Source organism: Acidovorax sp. 35-64-16, from assembly GCF_002281195.1.
Classification (GTDB): domain Bacteria; phylum Pseudomonadota; class Gammaproteobacteria; order Burkholderiales; family Burkholderiaceae_C; genus Acidovorax; species Acidovorax defluvii.
Genome location: NZ_NCFM01000005.1, coordinates 138,712 through 161,144, shown reverse-complemented (window position 1 = coordinate 161,144; position 22,433 = coordinate 138,712). Strand labels below are relative to the sequence as shown.

Genomic DNA, 22,433 nt, shown 5'->3' with positions numbered 1-22,433 from the left:
TGGACCGCGCCCGTTGCATGAGCTGCTTTCTGGCTCAGGTGAGGCTGGCTGGATCAAAATTGGCGCCACAGAGGATGAGGGCCACCGTTTCCTGCGGCTGGGGCTTGTAGGCGCCGGTTTGCAGCGCCGCCAGGCCCAGGGCGGCGGCGGGTTCCACGGCCAGTTTCAGCTCTTGCCATAGCCACAACTGGGCGGCGCGGATGGCGTCGTCGGACAGCAGCAGCGCATCGTGCACATGGCGCTGGCTCACCTCCCAGCCAATGGCGCCAATGCGGCGGGCGCCCAGCGAATCGGCGGCCAGGCCGCCCACCTCCACGTCCACCGGCTGGCCTGCGGCGCGCGCCGCGTGCAGGGTGGGCGCGCGTTCGGGCTCCAGCGCGACCACATGGGCGCGGCTCTCCACCCAGGCGGCCACACCGCCGATAAGGCCCCCGCCGCCCACGCTGACCAGCAACGTGTCGGGCAGGCGACCTCCCTGTTCTTCCAGCTCCAGCGCCAGGGTGCCCGCACCGGCCACCACCTCGGGCTGGTCATAGGCGTGGGCCTGCAGGGCGCCGGTGGCCTGCTGGCGGGCCACGCAGGCTTCAAACGCTTCGGAATAGGCTGCACCGGTCACCACCACCTCGGCGCCCAGGGCCCGCAGGCGGGCGCGTTTGGCTTCGGGCGAGACTTCGGGCACAAACACCTCGCAGCGCACGCCCAGCGCCCGGGCTGCAGCTGCCACCGCAATACCAGCGTTGCCCCCCGAGGCGATGATCACGCCGCTCTCGGGCACCGGGTTGGCCAGCAGGCGATAGAGCATGCCGCGCGCCTTGAAGCTGCCGGCCACCTGCAGGTGCTCCAGCTTGAGCCAGACTTCGCCGCAGTCCACACCCAGGGATCGGCCAGACACCCGCATCAGCGGCGTGGTGCGCAAAAAATCGGGCTGGGTGGCCAGCTGGCGGCGGGCGGCGGCGATGGCGGCGCGGTTGATCATGCAAGGGCTCCGGGCGAGTAAAGCGAAACAGTTTAGAGGGCCGTGCCGGGTGGCCCTGGGTAGCGTTGGCTTGCATTGGCTTGCATTGGCTAGCGTTGGGTAGCGCCGTGCAGTGCAAGCCCACACCCGGATACAGGTGGCGCTGTACTTTCTGGCTGGCCGTGCCGATAACATGGGTCATACGGGCGGCATGCTGCCCGCAGGAGGCAACCATGTTCTTTGTGTTCGGCCCGTCGGGCCAGATGTACCGGGGCGGGCCCGAAAACCTGGCGCACATCGCAGCAGTGCGGCGTGTGGCGCGCCCGCAGGCGCTGCGCACGCGTGGCCCGGATGTGGACGGCACACTCGCCCCCGGCCCCGCACCCACGCCAGAGCCAGCAGCCGCCCCTGTCAACCTGCGCATGCAGGACGCGGTCAGCGCCTATTCGCAGGCCGAGCAAGGCCCCCAGCTGGCACGCCAGCCCTTGACCGAGGTGCGCGATGTGATGACCACAACCGCCCTCAGCGTGGCCCCCGATATGCGCGTAAACGATGCGTGGCAGATCCTTGCCGAGCGCCAGGTGGGGCAGGCTCCGGTGGTCGATGCGCTGGGCCGCGTGATCGGATTGCTGCTGCGGGCCGACATGGCACCGCTGGACCTGCTGCCCGAGCCCGGCGCCGTGAAAAAGGCCATTGAGCTGGCGCGCCGCCCGGTGTCCGAAGTGATGGTGAGCCCCGTGCCCACCGTGGCCGCGGATACCGAACTGCGCCGCGTGGCCGCCGTGCTGCTCGACACGGGGCTGCCAGGCCTGCCGGTGACCGACGAAGCCGGCGTGCTGGCTGGCTTCATCGCGCGCACCGACATTTTGCGGGCCGTGGCGGCCGATCCGCCGCTGGATTTGTGGAGCGGCCCCGCGGTGTCACTGTAGTGTGTGCCGCGCAAAAATTTAAGTGAAATAAGCCTCTAGCGCACGCCCATCAAGCGCTGATAGCTATTATTTCAATAGCATTCACAACCTGCCGCTCAATGCCCCGCTGGCCCCGTCTCGGGCAGTCGCTCGGTGATTTCAAGACCCGTGCTGGGGTCGATCTTGAGCCCTTTGGGCAGGGGGAACTTGATGGTTTCCTCGATGCCCTGCATCTTGCGTACCGACACCGCGCCCAGCGCCTTGATGCGGTCGATCACCTGCTGCACCAGAATTTCGGGCGCCGATGCACCCGCCGTGAGGCCCACGCGGGAGATGCCGTCAAACCATTCGTGGCGCAGCTCGTCCACGCTGTCCACCATGTAGGCGGTGGTGCCCAGGCGGGCCGCCAGCTCGCGCAGGCGGTTGCTGTTGGAGCTGGTGGGGCTGCCCACCACAATGACCAGGTCCACTTGCGGGCTGAGCAGTTTGACGGCGTCCTGCCGGTTTTGCGTGGCGTAGCAAATGTCCTGCTGCTTGGGCTCGCGCACCAAAGGGAAGCGCGCCCGCACGGCGGCAGAGATCTGGGCGGCGTCGTCCACGCTCAGGGTGGTCTGCGTCACCACCGCCAGCTTTTCGGTCTGCGCGGGCTGCACGCGGGCCACGTCGGCCACGTCTTCCACGAGGTGGATGCCGTGGTCGAGCTGGCCCATGGTGCCTTCCACCTCGGGGTGGCCCTTGTGGCCGATCATGATGAATTCGTAGCCCTCTTTGGCAAGCTTGGCCACTTCGACATGCACCTTGGTCACCAGCGGGCAGGTGGCGTCGAAGATGTTGAACCCACGCGCCTGCGCCTCTTGCTGCACGGCGCGGCTGACACCGTGGGCACTGAACACCAGCGTGGCGCCGGGCGGCACATCCGAAAGCTCTTCAATGAAGATTGCGCCCTTGGCCTTGAGGTCGTTGACCACATAGGTGTTGTGCACGATTTCATGGCGCACGTAGATCGGGCGGCCAAACTTTTGCAGCGCGCGCTCGACGATCTCGATGGCGCGGTCCACACCTGCGCAAAAACCGCGCGGCTCGGCCAGCAGGATTTCCTGGGGTTTTTGCATGGCTCAGAGCACGCCGATGATCTGCACTTCAAACGTCACCGGCTGGCCCGCCAGCGGATGGCTGAAGTCAAACAGCACGGCGCCATCGTCGCGCACCTGCATCACGGCGCCCGCGTAGCTGCCCTGCCCGTCGGGCGTGGGGAACTGCACCACGTCGCCCACGTTGTATTTTTCGTCCGGATCGCCCAGCTCGTTGAGCAGCTTGCGCGCCACCCACTGCTGCATGTCGGCATTGCGCTCGCCAAAGGCTTCGCCGGCGGCCAGCTCGAACGTGGCGTGCGTGCCCTCGGGCAGGCCCAGCAGGTGCTGCTCCATGGCAGGCGAAAGCTCGCCCGTGCCCAGCGACAAGGTGGCCGGTTTGTCCTCAAAAGTGTTGATCACATCCCCCGCCGGACCGGCCAGGCGGTAGTGCAGCGTGAGGAAAGAACCCGACTGGACGGAGGGAAGGGAAGCAGCGGTAGAGGTCATGAAAGTCCCGATAAACTGGGTCATATTGTAGACAACCGGGCAAAGCCCTACGCCCGTCGGCCCCTGACTGGCGTCAAACAACCAGCGCCATGCCCCTCAAAGACCTGCCCACCGATGCCCAGCCCCGCGAAAAACTGCTGGCACGCGGCCCTGCGGCACTGGCCGATGCCGAGCTGCTGGCCATCCTGCTGCGCACCGGCATCGTGGGCAAGGGCGTGCTGCAGATGGCGCAAGAGCTGCTCGACCCGCCCGCGGTGGACGCCACAGGTCAGCTCGGTGGTGGCTTTGGCGGCATAGCCGGTCTGCTGCACACCAGCGCTGCCGACCTCGAACGCATCAAGGGCCTGGGTCCGGCCAAGCGTGCCGAGCTGGTGGCTGTGCTCGAACTCGCCCGCCGCGCCCTGGCCCAGCAACTGCGCGAGCGCGAGGTGTTCGACTCGCCCGAAGCCGTCAGGCACTACCTGCAGTTGCACCTGGCTGCCAAGGGGCACGAGGTTTTTGCCGTGCTGTTTCTCGACAGCCAGAACCGCCTGCTGGCCATGGAAGAACTCTTTCGGGGCACCCTCACGCAGACCAGCGTGTACCCGCGCGAGGTGGTGCTGCGCGCCCTGCACCACCAGGCCGCGGCCGTGGTGCTGGCGCACAACCACCCCAGCGGCAGCGTGCAGCCCAGCCGGGCCGATGAGGCCCTGACACAAACCCTGAAAACCACCCTGGCGCTGGTGGACGTGCGCGTGCTCGACCATTTCATCGTCGCGCCGGGCCAAGCCCTGTCGATGGCCGAGAAAGGGCTGGTGTGATGCCAACCCGGTCTGTGGTCACCGGCCCCGCGCCGCCAGACAGCCCGGGCGCGCTGGCCATGGCGCTGGCACGCGCTGCGGCAAAGGCAAAGCCCTCCGTTCCCGCAGCCCCATTGGTGGCTGAACCTGCCCCCGCGCAGCCAACAGCAACCGCGCCCCGCTCGGGCGAAGCGGGCGCCACACCTGCGGCTAGGGCCGTGCGCCGTGCCACCGCTGCTGCCGCAGCGGCACGCCAGGCCGCCAGACAAATGGCCCAAAAGGCCCGCCCATCCACCCCGGCGCCCGCTGCCGACGCCCCCCCGCACAACGCGCCAGCCAAAACCCGCCGCACTGCCCCGGCGCCGCGCCGCGCCAGCCTGCGCATTCACGACCTGCATGACCTGGCCAGCGTGGCCCGCCTCTTGCGCGAGGAGCACGAACGCGCCGAAGCACAGGCCAAGGCCCACCGCGAGGCCGCTGCCCGGCTGGAGGCCGAGCGCCATCTGTTCAGCCGCAGCGTGGGGCCGGTGACCTCGCTGCGCAATCCCAACCTGGCGCGCCTGCGGCATCGCCTGCCCCCACCGCTGCCCGTGCAACACTGGCTGGACGAAGAGCGCGTGCTGCTCGAATCCATCAGCGACGATTTCGATGTGAGCACCCTGCTCGACACCGACGACCAGCTCAGCTTTCGCCGCCCCGGCATTGGCGTGGAAGTGACGCGCCGCCTGCGCTCTGGCCACTGGAGCATCCAGCGCCAGCTCGACCTGCACGGCCTGCGCGTGGACGAGGCGCGCGAGGCCCTGGGCCAATTCATCCGCCACGCGCACAAGACGGGGCTGCGCTGCGTGCGCGTGGTGCACGGCAAGGGTCTGGGATCACCGGGCAAAAGCCCCGTGCTCAAAAGCCGGGTGCAGCGCTGGCTGGTACAAAAAAACGAGGTGCTGGCCTTTGTGCAGGCACGGCCCATGGATGGCGGCGCGGGGGCACTGGTGGTGCTGCTCAAGCCCGTGAATCAAAGAAATACATAGCAAAATAGCCGCTAGCCCTTATGCGATAAGCGCAAGCAGCTATTATTTTCGAATTTATTTCGCAAAATAATGGCTATCCATGGTGGCACGCCAAGCCTGGTCAAAGACCAGATCGCACTGCACCGCGCACTGGCCGCCCTCTTCCAGCGCCAGCTCCCCCACACTCTGAAAACGCTCGTCGCTAAAGGCCTGTGTCAAACGCTCCAGCAGCGCCTGCTTGTAGAGCGTGTCGGCATTGCCTTCGAGATGCATGCCTTTGGTTTCCAGCAGCACCACACGCGCCTGGTTGCCCTGCGGGTGGTAGCCAAACACAAAGTCGGGATACACCTTGTGCCGCCGCCAGCCCTGCAGGCCGTACTGCGTGCGCGCCACGTTGCGGTGCCACCAGCGCAGCGCAGGCTGCTCGTCGAGGTAACCGGCAAACAGCGCTTCAAATTCATTGATATCGGGCGTGTGCAGCGCGGGTGCCAGCAGGCTTTTCTCCATGTCGGCGTCGTCGCTGGCGCGGCGCAGCTTTTTGGGCTTACCCACCACATCCAGCACCATCTCGTGGGGTAGTTCGTAGTCCTGCCGATCCGCACGCAGGCAAAACTCGATGCGCCCCTGCTGCACCAGATGGTCAAAAACCTCCTGCGCCAGGCGGTCGCGCTCGCGCTCCAGGTCCTTGCGCAGTTGCTCCACCAGCGATGCACTGCTGGCCCCCACCGCACGCGCGTGCCACTGCATCTGCAGGCGCGAGAGCACCGCATCCACCCAGCCCCATACCAGCCACGGGTTGGGGGCAATGTCCAGCAGCGCACGCACCATGCCTGCAGGGTCCAGCGGCGCCGCGCCCTCTTCCAGCGCCTGGCGAGCGGGAGCAAAACCATCGTCCAGCACCCGCAAATCCACCACCACCCGGCCGCCACCCGCCCCCTCGGGCGTGGCGCCGGGTTTCCAGTCGCGCGCCAGCGCCTGCACGTTGACCCGCTCCCAGGGCAACAGGGCCAGCACATCGCTGTCGTATTCCAGCGGTCGGCGTGCACCGCCGGGTTCGGCCCAGGTCACGGTGGGAATGAAGATGCGCAGCTTCTCCAGCCCCGCGCGGCGCTGCAACGCCACCGGCTGAGGCGCGGCGGGGTCGTTGGCTCCCTCGCCGCGAACGCTGATCGCCAGGTCGCCCATGCCCTCGGTCTCCAGCGACTGCTTGATGGCCTTGACCACCTCGCCCGTGCCTGCGTTGTGGCAAAACACATAGCAGGCGTCCAGCAGCCCGTGCCCCGTCTTGCACACCTGTGGCAGGCGCAGGATGCGACCCACCAATTGCGTCATGGCGCGCTTGCCCTTGCTGGCGGCCAGGGCGCACAGCACGTAGGCAAAGGGGCAGTCCCAGCCTTCTTGCAGCGCCTGCTTGGTGATGATCACGCGCACCTGGCTGGTGGGCGAGAGCAGTTCCTCGTCGCCAATTTCGTCTTTCTCGCTGGTTTTTTCGCGGATGTTGGCATCCGAAAAACCCAGTTGCGCCAGAAACGCGCGCGCATCCTGCGCATGGATATAGCCCGCATCCACCTGGTCTTTGCCGGTGCGCTCCACCTGCACCAGCATGATGGGCCGGATGTAGCGCCCCGTCTCGCCCTCCAGCAGGCGCGCTTCACGCTCCAGCGCATCGAGCTGGCGTGCGCTTTCTGCCAGGCAGCTTTGCCAGTCTGCCCAGCGGCGCACATCCACATGAATCGGCAGCTTGATCATCTGCGCCGCGTCCAGGTCGGTGCCGCGCACATCCACCAGCATATTCGAACCACTGGACCCCGCCAGCTTGGGGTCGGGCACGCGCGGTGTGGCCGACAGCTCCAGCATGAAGCAGGGGTTGAAGCCGTCGATGGTCTGAAGCGCCGTTTCGGTGTAGCCGTGGTGGCCCTCGTCGATGATCACCATGGGCCGCACCAGGCGCATCACATTGCCCAGCGAGCTTTTGACGATGCTGCCCTTTTGCGCGCGCACCTCTTGCGCGCTGTCCCAGGGGCTGCCGTAGGCATCGAGGTTGGGCACCGCCTGCAGCAGTTGCCAGTGCGCCTCGATATCGTCCTCGCGCGGCACAAAGCCCAGCACGTTGCCCCGGTCGCGAAAGAAACGCAGCGTTTCCTTGCTCTGCCGAGATGCCGAGGCCAACATGAGCAGCATCACGCACAAATGGCTTTCCACGTCCAGGCGCGTGAGCGGGTCGTCTTTTTCCAGAATCTTGACCTTGCCCGCGCCCGCCACGCTGAGCATCTGATGGTAGGGATGGTCGCGGTTTTTCAGCGTTTTGAGCGTCTGGCGGTATATGGCCTCGTTGGGAACCACCCACAGCACCAGCCCTTTGTCGCGCTGCAAAAAGCCGTTGAACACCTTGCCCACGCTGGCGGCGGCCAGCAGCGTCTTGCCACCGCCCGTGGGCACCTTCAGGCAAATGTTGGGGATGGCGCGGCCCGCGCCGTCCCAGCGGCTCGAATGCGGCAAGGCAGCAAAGGCAGGCGGCAGCGCGCCCGCCTTGTGCAGCGCATCCCAGGCGTGGCGCGGGTAGTCGGCCGCAGCGCGCAGCGAATCCTGCATGCTCTCCATGGCCTTGAACTGCGTCGTAGCGGCCACGAGGTCATCGGACTCCTGTTTGCGCGCGCGCAACTCGGAGACAAAGGCATCGAGCTTTTGCAGCGACTCGTCCTGAAACTTCTTCAGGTCGGTGGCGCCCAGCGTGCGCGGCAGCGACACCGCGCCGCGCCGGGGCTCCCAGAGCAGCTTGCGGTCGCGCTCGATCTGCGCCACAAACTCTGGCGTGCTCACACCCTGCCAGTGCACCACGTCCAGCGGGTACACGATGGGCAAGTCTTTCATGCGCTCCTTTATGCGCAAGAAGTCCTTGGCACTCCAGCCAGGCGCATCCAGAGCCAGGTCGAGGTCGGAGCGGGCACGCCAGTCGTCGCGCGCGCGCGAGCCAAATACCCACACCCGCTGCAAGCCCTCGGTGGCATCAAAAAAACCCCGCAGGGCTTGCAGCGCAGCGGGCTCCAAGCCAAAGGCGCCCTCGCCGGGCGCAGGGGCCGACGTGACCGCGCTGCTCATGCCGAGCGCTCCCGCAGCGTGGCCAGCAGCGCCTCGAACAGGCGCACTGCATCCTGGCGCACAAACGCAGCCACCTGCATGGCCAATGCCTCGTCGTAGGTGTGCGATGTCTTGTTGCGAAAGCGGCGCATGTCCCCCCAGCCCTTTTCATCCGCAATCAGGCGGCGCGCAAAGGCTTCAGGAATCACGGCAGCGGCCTCTTCGTCCACGTCGTTGCCGCGTGCGCGCAGCCAGCGGTAGGCCGCCTTCCAGGCTGCCTCGAAGGTGAATTCGAACCGCTGGATCAGCGCATCGCGCACGATGGCGGTCTCGGCCGGCTCGGCCAGCACCTCGTGCAGCCGCGCCAGCGCCTTGTCGAAATGCTGCAGCGCCAGCAAAAAACGCTCTTGTTGTGCCATGGCCTCACCCCTGACGGAACAATGCAAACGGCAGCGCCGCAAACTCGATGCCCTGCGCGCGCAATTGCGCATTGCTCAAATACTTGGCAGGCGCAAACACCAGGTGGCGCTTGGGCGCGCCCTGCCCCTCCTGCCCCTCCTGCCGCGCATGTCCCCACTCGGCCATAGCCTGCGCGCGCGGCAGGGTCAGCGCCGCGTCGGCCGACTTCAAAAACGCCAGGTCGGGCCGGTACACCAGCCACACATGCGCGTCCTGCGCCTCGCTCAGGTAAAACGCGGGCGCATCGGGCGGTGGCGCCTGCAGCGTGCCGCCCGTGGCCGTGTGCAGAAGCCACGCGCCCAGCGCCTCGAAGCTGGGCAGGTCTTGCCCCGAGAGCAGCTTCTCAATGCTCAGCGGCTCGCCCAGCGTGCAGTAGGTGAACTCGCCGCCCAGGCCGTCGGCCATTTGCGAGATGCGCTTTTCGCCCTCCACGCGCAGCACGCCGTCTTTCAGCTCGACGTTGATCTTGTCAAAGCGCTTTTTGCGCGCGGGTGCGCTGGCGGGGGGCGGCGCGGCGGCCTCGCCCAACACCATTTGGGCGGCATCGTCCGCGCCAAAACCTTCGGCGGCCTTGATGGCCTCGACCTTGGCCAGCCACTGATCGGCCTTCTTGAACTGGGTGAAGTTGATTTTTTCTTCCAGCAAGGTCTCGTGCTGCGTGCCCTGCCAGGCGTAGCCGCGAATGGCACGGCGCACCCGCTCGGCGGTCAGGCGGTCGGCGTAGTCTTCACCTTCAATCAGGATGAAGCGGCGGTTGCCGTTGTCACGCGCATTGGCCTTGAGCACGGCATGGGCCGTGGTGCCGCTGCCGGCAAAGCTGTCCAGGACGATGGAATCTGGCGTGCTGGACAGCTCCAGAATGCGTTCAATCAAGGCCACGGGCTTGGGCGTGATGGTGCTTTCCTGGTCTTTGAGCAGGCCCATTTCAATCAGCGTTTTCTTGGCGTCCTGCGTGTGGCCGACTTCGTCGTAGAACCAGAGGGTTTGGGGGGTGCGGCCCTGTTTGACATCCTGTTGAAACCGCTTGAGGCGTGGCATGTTGTTACCGTCTTCACCCCACCAAATGCAGTTGTCTACGTCGAGTTGCAAGAACTTTTCTTTTGAGATGCCCCAATACCGCCCAGGTGGCGGCCCGTCGAACACGCGACCCGACGGCGCTGTCACGGGATACGTTCCTTCGCTGTAGTAGTTGCGTGCAGATAAGTCGCCAGAAGTCCATGGGCCACGCGGGTGGTTGTCCGGATTGCTATAGCGGGCATCCATCTCCGCCGTGCGCTCTAGCAAGTTCGGCCGCCACACGCGCTTGTCCTTGGCGTACACCAGCACATAGTCGTGGTCTTCGCTGAAAAACTGCGCCGTGTTCTTGGGTGAGAAGTTCTTCTGCCAAATACAGGTCGCCACAAAGTTATCCGCCCCAAAAATCTCATCCAGCACCATCCGCGCCCGGTGCACCTCGTTGTCGTCCAGCGTGATCCAGATGCTGCCCGTCTCGCTCATCAGCTCGCGCAGCAGCACCAGGCGCGGCCACATCATGCACAGCCATTTGTCGTGGCGCAGCATGTCGTCACCGTCCACGGGGTTGGTGCTGAGCCACTCCTTCATGATGGGCGAGTTCACGCCGTCGCTGTAGCACCAGCCCTCGTTGCCGGTGTTGTAGGGCGGGTCGATGAACACCAAATCCACGCGGCCCGCGTAGCGCGGCAACAGGGCCTTCAAGGCGTGCAGGTTGTCGCCGTGGATGACCAGGTTGCTGTTCAGGTCACCCGGGCCGATGCCTTTGGCAGTGTCCACCACCAACGGCCGGTAGGGCACGGTGAGGTGGTGGTTGTAGACGTACTCTTTGCCTTTGAAGACGATTTCGGGCATGGCGGGATGGGTGGCGATCAGGGTAAGGCTGCCATTATCGGCGGGCATCTGGATTGCAATAAAAAACAGCTGCCAGCACTTTCTGAATAAGCGCTGGCAGCTATTATAATTATAGCAATTGATAACTACCCATGGGAGGATGTCCCTTTCGCCACATCCTCCCGCTTTCAAGCTTGGCGCTGGGCTATTTGGACAGGTCAATGCCGTACTTGGAGGTGCCCTTGCCCAAGCCATCATCGGCCGCCAGCAGCGATACGTTGGTCAGGCCTGCCGCCTGCGCCACGCTGAGCGCATTGGCACCCGAGCTGAACACCACCGGGCCGGCCGTTGTCGCCTTGGCAAAGCGCCAGCTCTTGGCCGCGCCGTTGTTGGCGCGGGTCACGGTGGGGTTCTTGCGGATGTAGTCGATCACCACGTCGCGGTTGGCATCGGGCGAGGCCCAGATGGTGCCCGAGCCGTCGAGCTTGTCGATGAAGCTTTTGCCGCTGGTGGCGCGGTAGTTGTTGGTGGCGATCACGAACTCCTGCGCCACGTCGATGGGCTTGCCCAGGTAGGTCAGGTTCTTGATGCGGCTGCCCACCGGCTGGGTCACGTCAATCTCGTACTGCAGGTCGGGCGTGGTGAACATGTCGAAGTTGTAGCCCGGGAAGGTGCTGATGAGCGACTGCTCGGTGGTCTTGGCCGGGTCGATCTGGTTGAAGCGCTTGGCAGCGGCTTCTAGCCAGTTCTTGATGTCTGCGCCGTTCACCTTCACCGCATACACCGTGTTGGGGTACAGGTACAGATCCGCCGCGTTGTTGATGGCCAGCGGGCCCACGGCCACGTCGGTGTAGTCAGCCCCGCCCTGAAAACCGCTCTTGAACGGCGCACTGACCGACAGCACCGGCAGCGCCGCATATTGCGGCAGGCTGGCCTTGATGTAGGCGGCCACATAGGCCTGCTGCGCCTGGTTGACGATCTGGATGGCGCCGGGGTCGCCCACGTCAGCAAACAGCGTGCTCATGCGGAAGTCGGTGCTGCCAATGGGTGTCTTCACATATTGGATAGCGGCCTGGTGCTGCGTTTCGATCAGCTGCGCCACGGCGGCATCGGGCTCCACGTAAACGGTGGCGCCGGCAGCGTTTTTGCTTTGGGTGTTGCGCAGCTCGCTCTTGCTGGCGGTTTTGTTGACCACCCATTTGCTGCCATCCCATTGCAAGGCGAGCTGGATCACGCCCAGCGACTTGCCCCACGAACTGGCCATGACGGCGGGAACGCCATTGATGGTGCCAGCCTTGTTGTCCACGCCGGCCTGCCGGTATGAGGGCGTGGCCGCCGTGTCGGGGAACACGCTGTGCTGGTGCCCCATCACCATGGCGTCAATGCCCGCCACTTTGGACAGGTGCAGGCCCGGGTTCTCCATGGTGGGCGAGTAGGCGGCACTGTCGAGCCCGCCGTGCAGCAGTGCCACCACGACGTCGGCGCCCTTGGCGCGCAGCTCGGGCACATATTTGGTGGCGGCCTCTACGGCGCCTTCGGTGTAAACCTTGCCTTCGAGGTAGCGCTTGTCCCAGTTCATGATGCCGGGGGTGGTGAAACCGATCACGCCCACCTTGATGGGCAGCTTCACTTCCTTGCCGTCGGCGCCCTTGGCGGTCAAGGTGCGCTCCAGAATGGTGTAGGGCTGCACCAGCGGCTTTTTGGTCTTGCTGCTGTACACGTTGGCCAGCGCCATGGGATAGCCAGCGCCCGCGCATTTCTTGGTGGCATCAACCCCTTCCACATCCAGCCCGCCGCCCAGTACCTGGTTCAAAAAGGGCAGGCCGTAGTTGAACTCGTGGTTGCCCAGCGTGCCGGCGTCAAAGCCCAGCGCGCCCATGGCCTTGTACATCGACAGCTGCTGCGTGCAGGGGATGGGACTGATGGTGGCCTCGTAGTCGGCCAGCGCGGTGCCCTGGATGGTGTCACCGTTGTCCACCAGCAACGTGTTGGCGAATTCTTTGCGCGCGGCGCGCACCAGCGTGGCGGTGCGCTCGAAACCGTAGGATTTGTCTTCGGCGAGCTTGAAGTAATCGTAGCTGCGCACGTTGAAATGCAGGTCGGTCGTCTCCAGCACGGCCAGCGTGGCTGTGGCGCCCGCATTGGCGGAGCCATCGTCGTCACTGCCGCCACAGGCTGCAAGGCTGACCGCCAGGGCCAGCACGCCAAAGCGGGCCACGCTGCGTGAAATACGGGTCAGTTGGCAAAAAGAGGGTTCCAGCATGAACAGGCCCAAAGGTTGAAGAAGGGGCTGAGTGTGTGGAGGGCGTTTGACAGGCATGTGACGCCCACCAGCCCGCCCGGTGCGGGCCGCCACCACCCGCCAAGGCACCCGCCCACCCGGCCCCGGGTGATACTGCGCATGCAACCCGGCAAATCTCTGGCGCCCCAACCCATTCGTCGCCTATGCTGTGCACACAAGCCACCTTCCTCAGCCCCATCCATTTCGCACCATGAGCACCCCAGAAAAATCCGTCGTCTACGGGACCGAAGACCTGCTGATCAGCCTGTGCAATTCAGTCACCCGCGTTCTGAACGTGGCCACACACGGCCATATTCACTATTCAGGCATGGTGCAGCGCATCAGCAAAACCTGCCTCAAACCCGACATTGGCTGCTTTGTGCTGTTTGATGGCGGCTTCTCGGGGCTGGTAATCATCAACTTTTCGGCCCCTGCCGCCATGGAGCTTTACCAGAGCTACCTGCTGAACATGGGCATGTCGAAAGACGACCTGGTCACGTCGTACACCTCGGACGAAGTGAGCAACGTGATGGGCGAACTCATGAACCAGGTCGTGGGCGACTTCACCGGCAAGGTGCGGCGCGAGCTGCAGACCCACATCACGCAAAACCAGCCCAAGATGCTGGTGCTGAACAAGCAGGTGATGCTGAGCGTGGACGCCAACCTGGACAAGCCTGAGGCCCGCCGCGTCACCTTCTACACCGGCAACAACAACATCTTCTATCTGGAGCTGGCCATCGACCGCACCGAATTCATCAAGCTGTATGACTTCGAGCCGCAGGAAACCCCCGATCCCGACGCGCTGATGGCGCAAACCCGCGCCGACGCAGACGCCGAAGTGCCCCTGCCCCCCGTGCCCGCCAGCGACACCGACGAACTGCTCAGGTCACTGGGCATGTGAAGCCGCGTAGCTTTGGCACGCGCATAGCGGCCATGTTGAAAGCCAACCGCGTGCAGCACGCGGCGGCGCTGGCGGGCGGCTAGAATATGCGGCTTCCAACCCGGAGACTTGGGTGAGTGGTTTAAACCAGCAGTCTTGAAAACTGCCGACGGGCAACCGTCCGTGAGTTCGAATCTCACAGTCTCCGCCAGATCTTGGGTATTCATGCGATCTCATGGCCCTCCGCCAGCCTGCGCATGGAAACCGCCAAAGCCCACACAGTTCGAGACCAACGTCACAAAGCAGAGCCCCAGCGATGGGGCTTTGTTGTTTCTCTCGGTTGGGGCATGGCATCCGGATGCCAGACCAGCCCACTTTGCGGCCATCGAACGCATGTGCGCAAAACGATGAATGACAAGCTACAACATTGACACGCTTACGTCACAGATTTGTCGCACGATCGGTAGCTCTCTTCTCAGATCTCCCATCCTTTGATCACCTACAACCCACGATCAATCACGGCAATACTGCCAGCCAGACCCAGTGGTAATTTTCGGCGACTGCAGTGGATCAGCATTGCGGCCTTGGTGATCGTGCTGGCCTTGATCTGGCTATTGACTTGGCAGCGTTTGCAAGCTGAAGAGGCCTTGCTGGAGAAAAACGCCGAGCTTCAGCAGCGTAGTCTGGCGGCCATCATTGCTGAAAATCTGGCCCAGGTGGTGGATCGCGGTCGATTGATGGCGGTTACCGCAAACTATGGCGCAGACGGCGATAACTCACGCGCATCCGCTCGATTGACGTCGATGCTGGCGTCAGATCGAACTTTTCTCAGGCTTGCTTTATATGACAGCGCGCTGAGTCGATTGAGTTCGTCGTCCCCGTTTGTGGACAGCCCTGAAATCAAGGCATTTCTTCAGTTGGCCGATAGCCCTACAGACGCCCTTCTTGCGACAGACTCCGATGTCCAGGTAGGTCCACTGCTCAAAGAAAATGCATGGCAAGTCCCATTGTTGATTTCCTCGCACCATGGCTATACCCCTCGTTCGGGCTACCTGCTTGCCATGCTGGATCTTGGTTATTTTCTGCAGCTTTATCGCAATATCGACATTGGGGCCACGGGATCCATCTATATCCTGGGGCTGGATGGCACTGAAATCGCGGAGGCGCGCCCCGAAGGGCTGTCCCTGAGCCAGGAGCCCCGCCACCTGCCTCAGTTTGCCCCGCTCCAATCCCCAAAAGGCCTGTGGCAGGGCACCATCCCCGGTTCAGAGGGGAGGCAATTGGCCAGTTTTCAGCGCGTGCAGAAGGCACCATTCATCGTGGTGGTCAGTCGCGGCATGCAGGAAATTCGTGCAAGCCATGGCGGCAACAGCCTGCGCACCTGGGGAACCCTTGGCTCGCTCAGCATCATCCTGATGGGCGCCATGTGGGGGTTGGTGCGCAGCACCCGCCACCAGCAGACGCTCCTGGAAGCGTTGCGCACATCCGATGAAGAAAAGCATGGACTGATCCTGCGCCTGGAGAGCGAAAAGGCTCGGGCGATGACGCTGGCGTCACTCGACCATTTGACGGGCTTGCACAACCGCCGGATGTTCAATGAGCTCGCCGCAAGCCATCTGGAAGGGGCGCAGCGCAGCCGCAAGCACTACATGCTGATGTACCTGGATCTCGACCGATTCAAGCTCATCAATGACTCGCTGGGGCACCATGTCGGCGACAAACTGCTGCATGCCGTCAGTGAGCGCCTCCGGTCCAGCGTGCGCAGTGCCGATGTTGTGGGTCGCATGGGTGGAGATGAGTTTGCGGTGCTAGTCACAGGCGTTAAGCACGCGCAAGACATGGACGTCCTTGCGTCAAAACTGGTGGCGCAGCTCAGCCTCCCCTATCCGGATATCGATGGCCACGAGATTCAGGTCAGCCCCAGTGTCGGCATAGCATGCTTTCCGCGGGATGGCCACGACGTTACGACGCTGTGCCGGCATGCGGATGCCGCAATGTACGAGTCCAAACGCATGGGGCGCGGGCGATTTACCTATTACGACGCCAGCCTCAATCCTTCACATGACCGGGTTCTGCAGCTAGAGCGTCAACTCCCCAAAGCCATTGAAAACAACGAACTGGTGCTCCACTTCCAGCCCAAGGTGGATTTGGTGAATTATCAAATCTCAGGCATGGAAGCGCTGGTGCGATGGCAGCATCCCGAACATGGGCTGGTGTATCCCAACGACTTCATCGCAATGGCTGAAAAATCCGGTCTGATCGTTCAGCTGGGAGACTGGGTCATGCAGGCATGCTGTGCTCAGCAAGCCCGGTGGAAAGCCCAAGGCATACCGCTGGTGCCATTAGCGTTCAACGTTTCACCCATGCAATTGCGTGACGGCAGCCTGGCGGCAAAGATTACGCAGTTGCTGCAGGACCATGGCTTGAGCCCCTGCGATCTGGAGATAGAGATTACCGAAAGCTGCCTGGTGGAACCAATAAACCAGGCTGTCAAGGTTCTGGAGGATCTTCGGCAACTGGGCATCCGGATCGGTCTGGATGACTTTGGCAGCGGGTTTTCGAGCCTGAGCCAGATACGGGACCTGCCCATCAGCACCATCAAGATTGATCGGTCGTTCATTGACGGCATTCGCAGCAACACAGACGTGGGCGTGATCGTCACATCGATCATTACGCTCGCGCACGGATTGCAGATGCGGGTTGTCGCTGAAGGCGTCGAATTGATGGATCAATTGGTGCAGCTCAAGATGGCGGGATGCGACGAGGTGCAGGGCTACTTCCTGAGCAGGCCGGTGCCCAGCGCCGAGGCCGAGAAACTTCTGCTCCAAACCACCATTATTCCGACATGAATGCATTGCTCATTGCCATGGTGTGTTTGGTTGGGCTTCTTGTGCCCTCACTCGTGGCTGCGTCAGATGCCGCTTGTGATGATCCGCGCGTTCTGCGCTTTGCCTTGATACCCAAAACCAATGCACAAAAGCAGCAGCAAGAATTCAGGCCACTGCAGGTCGAGCTGGAAAAAGCACTGCAGCGTCGCGTAGACATCACAACAGCGCCCTCCTACGGCGCAGTCATCGAGGGGTTGCTGAACGACAGTATCGATCTTGCCGAGCTGGGCCCGGCGTCCTACGCAATGCTGCTGGATCGCAAGGCCTCTGTGAGCCCGTTTGCTGCACTGTCCAGCACGGGACCAACCGGTGCCAACGTGCTCGGAACTTACCGGTCCATCCTGATTGTGCGGTCTGGCCGGGGGTTGGCTGGAGTCAGCGACCTGCGCAACAAATCGCTCAGCCTGACAGACCCTGCCAGCACCTCTGGCAATCTGGTTCCAAGACGTTTCATCCAACAGCAGATGGGCCAGAGTATCGGGAGCTACTTTGGTCGCATCACATTTGCTGGATCACATGACCGATCCATTGAAGCGGTCCGCAAGGGCATGGTGGCTGCGGGGTTTGTCTCCAGAACACGCTACGACGAGGCCCTGACGGCCGGGCGCGTTGGCCCCGACGATCTGGCCGTGCTCTGGCAATCAGAGCCACTGCCGCCAGACCCTTTCGTCTTGCGCAATCGTCTTTGCAAAACCGTGGTGGAGAAGATTCACCGCGTCTTTTTCAACACCGAACCTTTGCGCGCCATGCTGCGGGCCAGAGGCGCCGAACGATTCATACCGGTTACCAACGCAGACTACCAGGTGATCCGGGAGATGTTTTCGGAGCGATGAGCCGCCATGAAGCCATCCGCCATGTGTTCATGCGCGAGAGGAGTGACCACTCGGCCGCCAGGCATTGACGATCGCCACCAGTGACAGCATCACAGGTACCTCGACCAGTACACCGACCACCGTGGCGAGGGCGGCGCCAGAGTTGAGACCAAAGAGCGAAATGGCTACGGCCACTGCCAGTTCAAAGAAGTTGGATGTGCCGATAAGGCAGGCAGGGCCAGCCACATCGTGGGGCAGCTTGAGCAGCTTTGCGCCCCACCAGGCGATGAAGAAAATGCCGTAGGTTTGTAAAACCAGCGGGATGGCAATCAGGCCGATCACAGCCGGTTTCTCGACAATGGTGCCCGCCTGAAAACCGAACAACAGCACCACCGTTGCAATGAGGCCCACGATGGACCAGGGCTTGAGCCGCGCCACCAACGCGCCCACCGCCAAAGGTGACTGCCTGGCCAGCAAATGGCGCGTGGCCATTCCAGCCGCCAGGGGCAGCACCACATACAACACGGTGGACAGAACCAGGGTCTCCCAGGGCACGGTGACGTTGGTCACGCCGAGCAAAAATGCGGCAATGGGAGCGAAGGCCACCACCATCACCAGATCGTTCACCGAGACCTGCACCAGCGTGTAGTTCGCGTCGCCTTTGACGAGCTGGCTCCACACAAACACCATGGCGGTGCAAGGCGCGACGCCCAGCAAAATCATTCCGGCGATGTATTCACTGGCCGATTGAGGGTCTACCCAGGGCGCGAAAAGGTATTGAAAGAACAAGACACCCAACGCGGCCATGGTGAACGGCTTGATGAGCCAATTGACCGCCAGGGTCAGCAGCAGCCCTTGCGGCTTCTTGCCCACGTCCTTGATGGCGGCCCAGTCGATCTGGATCATCATCGGATAAATCATCACCCAGATGAACACTGCAACCACCAGGTTGACCTGCGCGATCTCCAGGCCTGCGACGGCCTGGAAGAATCCTGGAAGAACCAGCCCCAGTCCCACGCCTGCAGCAATGCCCAGCGCAACCCAGATCGTCAAATACCGTTCAAACAGTCCCATGGTGGACTACCTCTTTCAAAGGAAAAGGCCTGGACCGTTGAAAGTCCAGGCCCGTCAAAATGTGGATGTCTCAGTCTGTGGTTTGTCCAATGTGGACAAGCTCTTTTTGCAGCGACAGTTTGTCGAGCTTGTCGATGGGCAGGCTCAGGAAGAGCGAGATGCGGCGACTCATGAGGATAAACGCGTCTTTGAACGCTTTGTTCACTGCGTCTTCATCGCCTTGCACCGCCGCCGGGTCTTCGACGCCCCAGTGCGCCGACATCGGCTGGCCTGGCCAGATGGGGCACACCTCACCGGCGGCCTTGTCGCAAACCGTCAGCACGTAATCCATGACCGGCGCATTGGGGGCCGCAAACTCGTCCCAGTTTTTGCTGCGCAAGCCCTCCGTCGAAAACCGGTTTCTTTGCAATAGATCCAGCGCATGCGGGTTGACCTGGCCAGCCGGGTGGCTGCCAGCGCTGAATGCACGGAATTTCCCCTCACCCTTCTGGTTCAGGATGGCCTCGGCGAGGATGCTGCGCGCGGAGTTATGCGTGCAGATGAAGAGTACGTTGTAGACGCGGTTTGACATGTGAATAGCCACTTTCAGCAGCAACAGTGGAGGGGTAGAGGGAATGAGGTGGGCAGCTTTCAAGCCGTAGCCGGTGTTTTATGCGCGGTGGTCACCGGCAAAGCCAGCGTGACCAGCCAGCAAATGGCCAGCATCACGGCAGACCCGATGAGGGCGTAAAGAAGCCCGCCCCACTGGTACAGCAGGCCAGACATCAGCGTGCCCATGAAACGCCCGAGGGCGTTGGCAGCGTAGTAAAAGCCCACGTCCTCGGCGGCCTTTTCAGAGCCCGCGTAGGCCAGGATGAGGTACGAGTGAACCGACGAGTTGACGGCGAATGCAAAGCCAAACACACCCAGGCCGCCCACTACCACCCACTCCAGATAGGGCGCCTGCATGGCCACCGCTAAGGCAATGGCCACAGGAACCACCGCCAAAATAGCCGACCACAGCCGTGCGGCGGGCACTTCGGTGCTCAGGCCGTCCTGGCTGCGTTTGACCAGTTGCGGCGCCATGGCCTGCACCAGACCATAGCCAATGGTCCAGGCTGCCAGAAAGCCGCCCACCATGGTGAACGTCCAGCCCTGCGAATACAGAAACACCGGCACACCCACCACAAACCACACATCGCGCGCACCAAACAGCACCACGCGGGCGGCGGCCAGCGCATTGATGCCGGCGTTTTTGGCGAACAGCTCCTTGGCCGATTTGGAGGCCTTGCTCTTGCCCATCATCCGGGGCAGTGATGTGATCACGCCCACCAGCACCATCGCCAGCAGCGCGGCCATGGCCCACAGTGCCTGCTGAAAGCCCAGTGCCTCCAGCAACAAACCGCCCAGAAAGAAACCCACGCCCTTCATGGCGTTCTTGCTGCCCGTAAACCAGGCGACCCACTTGAACAGCTGGCCAGCACCCTGCTCTTGGGCCTGCGCCGAGGTGACCTTGATGGCCGATTTGCTGGCGGTTTTGGTCAAATCTTTGGCTACGCCGCAAATGCCCTGCGCCAGCACCACCCAGGCCACCGACATGGCTACCGACCACTCGGGGTTGAGTTGCGCCAGCAAGCTAAAACCGATGATTTGCGTCACCAGCCCCACCGTCAGCATGCGCGTGATGCCATAGCGCGTGGCCAGCCAGCCGCCAATCAGGTTGGCCAGCACGCCAGCCGCTTCATAGAGCAAAAACAGAAAAGCCAGTGCAAACGGCGAATACCCCAGGCGGTAAAAATGCAGCAGCACCAGCATGCGCAGTGCGCCATCGGTGAGGGTGAAGCCCCAATAGGCTGCAGTGACGATGGCGTAGTTGCGGGTGGCGTGGCTTTGCATTTCAGACACCCACATCGCGCATGTGGCAGGCCAGATCGACCATGCGGCAGGCATAGCCCATTTCATTGTCGTACCAGGCGTACACCTTCAAGAGCGTGCCGTCGGTGACCATGGTGGACAACGCATCGACGATGGAGCTGCGCGTATCGCGGGCGTAGTCGGCGCTCACCAGGGGCAGCGTTTCGTAACCCAGAATGCCCGACAGGTAAGACGATGCAGCGTGCTGGAACAGCGCATTCACCTCCTCGGCCGTTGTCTCACGCTGCAGTTCAAACACGCAATCGGTGAGTGACGCATTGAGCACCGGGGCGCGCACCGCGTGGCCGTTGAGCTTGCCCTTGAGCTCTGGGTAAATCAGCGCAATGGCGGTGGCGCTGCCGGTGGACGTGGGTGCCAGGCTTTCCATGGCACTGCGGGCACGGCGCAGGTCTTTGTGTGGCGCGTCCACCACCACGTTGGTGTTGGTCGGGTTGTGGATGGTGGTGATTTGTCCGTGACGGATGCCCAGCTGCTCGTGCACCACTTTCACCACCGGTGCCAGGCAGTTGGTGGTGCACGACGCCGCCGTGACGATGCGGTTTTTGGCAGGATCGTAAAGCTGGTGGTTCACGCCGACCACGATGTTGAGCACGTCGCCCACCTTCACCGGCGCGGCCACAATGACGCGCTTGGCGCCGCGGTCCAGGTGGCCCTGAATGGTTTCGGGCGTCAAGAATTTGCCTGTGCACTCCAGCACCACGTCTACGCCCAGATCGCCCCAGGGGATGTCTGCCGCCGTGGGGTGCGCGCTGAACGAGAGCCGCTGGGCGCCGATGGTGATGGCGTTGTCGCCCTCGGCGCCAATTCGCTCGCGCCACTTGCCCTGCACCGTGTCAAACGCCAGCAGGTGGGCGGTGGCTGCAGCGCCGCCTTTGATTTCGTTCAGGTGCACCACTTCCAGGCGGTTGCCGCCGCGCGGGTCGTCCAGCGGGCGCTCGGCGGCGCCCATGGCCGCGCGCAGCGCCAGACGGCCAATGCGGCCCATTCCGTTGATACCGACTTTCATGACACGCTTTCTTTCATTAATTCTATATTCATTGAAATATTGCATTATTCAATGACAGATGGATGACAAATCGTTGGAGTGACTGCGCAACTGCGCAAGCCAATCCCCCACCGGCAACCTCGTTCAGAGACGCTTCAGCACTGGCCCGGAGCGCAGCACGCCGCTGCGGCCTTGTCGCGGCCCAGCGCGGACGCGCGTGCGGCGGCGGGCGCACAGCATGCACCGGCTTCGGGGGTTTTGCCCGCCTCGTTAAACACCGGGATATTGCCCAGCGTGTGGAAATGCTCCCAGGCAATGCCTTGGGGATCGGTGATCCAGTGCTTTTCGCTGCGGGCATAGCAGCAGCTGGTGGCACCTTCATCCAGCAGCGCCATGTCGGCCGATTCGGCGCGGGATTTCAGTTGCGCCAGCTCGGCGGCGTCGTCCACCTGAAAACCCAGGTGATCCAGCCCCGGCTTGTCGCCCCGGGTAGAGATCGCAAAGTTCACGCGCGGGTCGTCCAGCATCCACTTGGCGTAGTCCGCTTCAACGCGTGCTGGCTCGGCGGCAAACAGCCGCGAATAAAACGCAATGCTCTGGGCAAGATCATCGACATGGATGTGGACGTGGAATCGCTTCATGGTGGTCTCCTTGTATTCAGCAATCGCACGACGTTGCCTGGGGCGCCAGGCAGTCAGCGCCCTGGCAACAGTTTTCGGTCAGAAAGCCCAGCAACTCGTTCATGGTGGTGATGGATGCACGGTAAATCAGGTTGCGGCCCTGGCGCTCCTGGCTCACCAGATTTGAATGGGTGAGTTCTTTGAGATGAAACGACAGGGTGTTGGGTGCCACATCCAGCAGCTCTGCCAGTGCACCGGGCGTAAGCCCCTCGGTACCGGCCACGACCAGCGCACGAAACACCCTCAGGCGCACCTCCTGGGCCAGGGCGGCGAGCGAACGGACAGCGTCAATTTCAGTCATGCAGCAA

Annotated in this window: 19 protein-coding genes and 1 tRNA gene; 7 read left to right on the top strand and 13 right to left on the bottom strand. The window is 63.0% G+C overall.

Translation table 11 applies throughout. The features are described 5' to 3' along the window. Window positions 1–34: 34 nt before the first annotated feature. Window positions 35–976, bottom strand: coding sequence for a threonine/serine dehydratase (locus B7Y64_RS06295; protein WP_291328544.1), 942 nt, complete (start codon window positions 974–976; stop codon window positions 35–37). Window positions 977–1,188: 212 nt separating this feature from the next. On the opposite strand from B7Y64_RS06295, the gene B7Y64_RS06290 reads away from it, so the two are divergent. Then, window positions 1,189–1,884, top strand: coding sequence for a CBS domain-containing protein (locus tag B7Y64_RS06290; protein ID WP_024814273.1), 696 nt, complete (start codon window positions 1,189–1,191; stop codon window positions 1,882–1,884). Window positions 1,885–1,979: 95 nt separating this feature from the next. On the opposite strand, the gene ispH is transcribed toward B7Y64_RS06290, so the two are convergent. Together ispH and B7Y64_RS06280 are read right to left on the bottom strand one after the other, a co-directional pair. After that, window positions 1,980–2,975, bottom strand: a complete 996-nt coding sequence (ispH, locus tag B7Y64_RS06285) for a 4-hydroxy-3-methylbut-2-enyl diphosphate reductase (RefSeq protein ID WP_024814272.1) — start codon at window positions 2,973–2,975, stop codon at window positions 1,980–1,982. Between the two features lie 3 nt (window positions 2,976–2,978). Beyond that, entirely contained in the window at window positions 2,979–3,443 is a 465-nt protein-coding gene (locus B7Y64_RS06280) for an FKBP-type peptidyl-prolyl cis-trans isomerase (RefSeq protein WP_291328540.1), read from the bottom strand. 89 nt (window positions 3,444–3,532) lie between these two features. On the opposite strand from B7Y64_RS06280, the gene radC reads away from it, so the two are divergent. Together radC and B7Y64_RS06270 are read left to right on the top strand one after the other, a co-directional pair. Beyond that, window positions 3,533–4,243 carry a DNA repair protein RadC gene (radC, locus tag B7Y64_RS06275; protein WP_114656395.1) on the top strand — a complete coding sequence of 237 codons (711 nt, stop codon included), beginning with the start codon at window positions 3,533–3,535 and terminating at the stop codon, window positions 4,241–4,243. A gap of 248 nt (window positions 4,244–4,491) precedes the next feature. Continuing rightward, window positions 4,492–5,250, top strand: coding sequence for a Smr/MutS family protein (locus B7Y64_RS06270; protein WP_291328553.1), 759 nt, complete (start codon window positions 4,492–4,494; stop codon window positions 5,248–5,250). Window positions 5,251–5,304: 54 nt separating this feature from the next. Here B7Y64_RS06270 and B7Y64_RS06265 read toward each other — a convergent pair whose 3' ends face one another. The 4 genes from B7Y64_RS06265 to B7Y64_RS06250 form a co-directional block, all read right to left on the bottom strand. After that, the gene (locus B7Y64_RS06265; protein ID WP_291328536.1) at window positions 5,305–8,328 is read right to left on the bottom strand and encodes a DEAD/DEAH box helicase family protein; all 3,024 of its coding nucleotides are present in this window, start codon (window positions 8,326–8,328) and stop codon (window positions 5,305–5,307) included. Then, entirely contained in the window at window positions 8,325–8,726 is a 402-nt protein-coding gene (locus B7Y64_RS06260; protein WP_291325447.1) for an HI0074 family nucleotidyltransferase substrate-binding subunit, read from the bottom strand. The genes B7Y64_RS06265 and B7Y64_RS06260 overlap by 4 nt, the downstream gene beginning before the upstream one ends. A gap of 4 nt (window positions 8,727–8,730) precedes the next feature. Beyond that, window positions 8,731–10,680, bottom strand: a complete 1,950-nt coding sequence (locus tag B7Y64_RS06255) for a DNA methyltransferase (protein WP_291325446.1) — start codon at window positions 10,678–10,680, stop codon at window positions 8,731–8,733. Between the two features lie 136 nt (window positions 10,681–10,816). Continuing rightward, on the bottom strand, window positions 10,817–12,874 hold the full coding sequence (locus B7Y64_RS06250; protein ID WP_291328534.1) for a bifunctional 2',3'-cyclic-nucleotide 2'-phosphodiesterase/3'-nucleotidase: 2,058 nt from the start codon (window positions 12,872–12,874) through the stop codon (window positions 10,817–10,819). Between the two features lie 229 nt (window positions 12,875–13,103). Between B7Y64_RS06250 and B7Y64_RS06245 the strand changes: the two genes are divergently transcribed. The 4 genes from B7Y64_RS06245 (at window position 13,104) to B7Y64_RS06230 (ending at window position 17,493) form a co-directional block, all read left to right on the top strand. Beyond that, window positions 13,104–13,793: a DUF3334 family protein gene (locus tag B7Y64_RS06245; protein ID WP_291325411.1), complete on the top strand. Its 690-nt coding sequence runs from the start codon at window positions 13,104–13,106 to the stop codon at window positions 13,791–13,793. A 102-nt stretch (window positions 13,794–13,895) separates the two neighbouring features. Continuing rightward, window positions 13,896–13,983: transfer RNA gene (locus tag B7Y64_RS06240), tRNA-Ser, on the top strand. Between the two features lie 280 nt (window positions 13,984–14,263). Continuing rightward, window positions 14,264–16,621: an EAL domain-containing protein gene (locus tag B7Y64_RS06235; protein WP_291325413.1), complete on the top strand. Its 2,358-nt coding sequence runs from the start codon at window positions 14,264–14,266 to the stop codon at window positions 16,619–16,621. After that, entirely contained in the window at window positions 16,618–17,493 is an 876-nt protein-coding gene (locus B7Y64_RS06230; RefSeq protein WP_291328532.1) for a phosphate/phosphite/phosphonate ABC transporter substrate-binding protein, read from the top strand. Before B7Y64_RS06235 ends, B7Y64_RS06230 begins: the two co-directional genes overlap by 4 nt. 27 nt (window positions 17,494–17,520) lie before the next feature. Here B7Y64_RS06230 and arsB read toward each other — a convergent pair whose 3' ends face one another. The 6 genes from arsB to B7Y64_RS06200 form a co-directional block, all read right to left on the bottom strand. Then, window positions 17,521–18,546: an ACR3 family arsenite efflux transporter gene (gene arsB, locus B7Y64_RS06225; RefSeq protein ID WP_291328530.1), complete on the bottom strand. Its 1,026-nt coding sequence runs from the start codon at window positions 18,544–18,546 to the stop codon at window positions 17,521–17,523. A 70-nt stretch (window positions 18,547–18,616) separates the two neighbouring features. Then, complete coding sequence (locus B7Y64_RS06220; protein WP_024814265.1) at window positions 18,617–19,117, bottom strand: arsenate reductase ArsC; 501 nt, start codon at window positions 19,115–19,117, stop codon at window positions 18,617–18,619. 59 nt (window positions 19,118–19,176) lie between these two features. Beyond that, entirely contained in the window at window positions 19,177–20,421 is a 1,245-nt protein-coding gene (arsJ, locus tag B7Y64_RS06215) for an organoarsenical effux MFS transporter ArsJ (protein ID WP_291328550.1), read from the bottom strand. A gap of 1 nt (window position 20,422) precedes the next feature. Continuing rightward, complete coding sequence (locus B7Y64_RS06210) at window positions 20,423–21,466, bottom strand: ArsJ-associated glyceraldehyde-3-phosphate dehydrogenase (protein ID WP_291326976.1); 1,044 nt, start codon at window positions 21,464–21,466, stop codon at window positions 20,423–20,425. A gap of 134 nt (window positions 21,467–21,600) precedes the next feature. After that, window positions 21,601–22,086 carry an ArsI/CadI family heavy metal resistance metalloenzyme gene (locus B7Y64_RS06205; RefSeq protein ID WP_291326974.1) on the bottom strand — a complete coding sequence of 162 codons (486 nt, stop codon included), beginning with the start codon at window positions 22,084–22,086 and terminating at the stop codon, window positions 21,601–21,603. Window positions 22,087–22,102: 16 nt separating this feature from the next. Next, window positions 22,103–22,426, bottom strand: a complete 324-nt coding sequence (locus B7Y64_RS06200) for a metalloregulator ArsR/SmtB family transcription factor (RefSeq protein ID WP_024814261.1) — start codon at window positions 22,424–22,426, stop codon at window positions 22,103–22,105. Window positions 22,427–22,433 lie beyond the last annotated feature (7 nt).

Bases quoted from the DNA above. Each gene is read 5' to 3' on its own strand.
- radC (WP_114656395.1), top strand. From the start codon at position 3,533: ATGCCCCTCAAAGACCTGCCCACCGATGCCCAGCCCCGCGAAAAACTG.
- arsB (WP_291328530.1), bottom strand. From the start codon at position 18,546: ATGGGACTGTTTGAACGGTATTTGACGATCTGGGTTGCGCTGGGCATT.
- ispH (WP_024814272.1), bottom strand. From the start codon at position 2,975: ATGCAAAAACCCCAGGAAATCCTGCTGGCCGAGCCGCGCGGTTTTTGC.
- B7Y64_RS06210 (WP_291326976.1), bottom strand. From the start codon at position 21,466: ATGAAAGTCGGTATCAACGGAATGGGCCGCATTGGCCGTCTGGCGCTG.
- B7Y64_RS06270 (WP_291328553.1), top strand. From the start codon at position 4,492: ATGGCCCAAAAGGCCCGCCCATCCACCCCGGCGCCCGCTGCCGACGCC.
- B7Y64_RS06260 (WP_291325447.1), bottom strand. From the start codon at position 8,726: ATGGCACAACAAGAGCGTTTTTTGCTGGCGCTGCAGCATTTCGACAAG.
- B7Y64_RS06205 (WP_291326974.1), bottom strand. From the start codon at position 22,086: ATGAAGCGATTCCACGTCCACATCCATGTCGATGATCTTGCCCAGAGC.
- B7Y64_RS06255 (WP_291325446.1), bottom strand. From the start codon at position 10,680: ATGCCCGCCGATAATGGCAGCCTTACCCTGATCGCCACCCATCCCGCC.
- B7Y64_RS06200 (WP_024814261.1), bottom strand. From the start codon at position 22,426: ATGACTGAAATTGACGCTGTCCGTTCGCTCGCCGCCCTGGCCCAGGAG.
- B7Y64_RS06230 (WP_291328532.1), top strand. From the start codon at position 16,618: ATGAATGCATTGCTCATTGCCATGGTGTGTTTGGTTGGGCTTCTTGTG.
- B7Y64_RS06250 (WP_291328534.1), bottom strand. From the start codon at position 12,874: ATGCTGGAACCCTCTTTTTGCCAACTGACCCGTATTTCACGCAGCGTG.
- B7Y64_RS06290 (WP_024814273.1), top strand. From the start codon at position 1,189: ATGTTCTTTGTGTTCGGCCCGTCGGGCCAGATGTACCGGGGCGGGCCC.
- B7Y64_RS06280 (WP_291328540.1), bottom strand. From the start codon at position 3,443: ATGACCTCTACCGCTGCTTCCCTTCCCTCCGTCCAGTCGGGTTCTTTC.
- B7Y64_RS06265 (WP_291328536.1), bottom strand. From the start codon at position 8,328: ATGAGCAGCGCGGTCACGTCGGCCCCTGCGCCCGGCGAGGGCGCCTTT.
- arsJ (WP_291328550.1), bottom strand. From the start codon at position 20,421: ATGCAAAGCCACGCCACCCGCAACTACGCCATCGTCACTGCAGCCTAT.
- B7Y64_RS06295 (WP_291328544.1), bottom strand. From the start codon at position 976: ATGATCAACCGCGCCGCCATCGCCGCCGCCCGCCGCCAGCTGGCCACC.
- B7Y64_RS06220 (WP_024814265.1), bottom strand. From the start codon at position 19,117: ATGTCAAACCGCGTCTACAACGTACTCTTCATCTGCACGCATAACTCC.
- B7Y64_RS06245 (WP_291325411.1), top strand. From the start codon at position 13,104: ATGAGCACCCCAGAAAAATCCGTCGTCTACGGGACCGAAGACCTGCTG.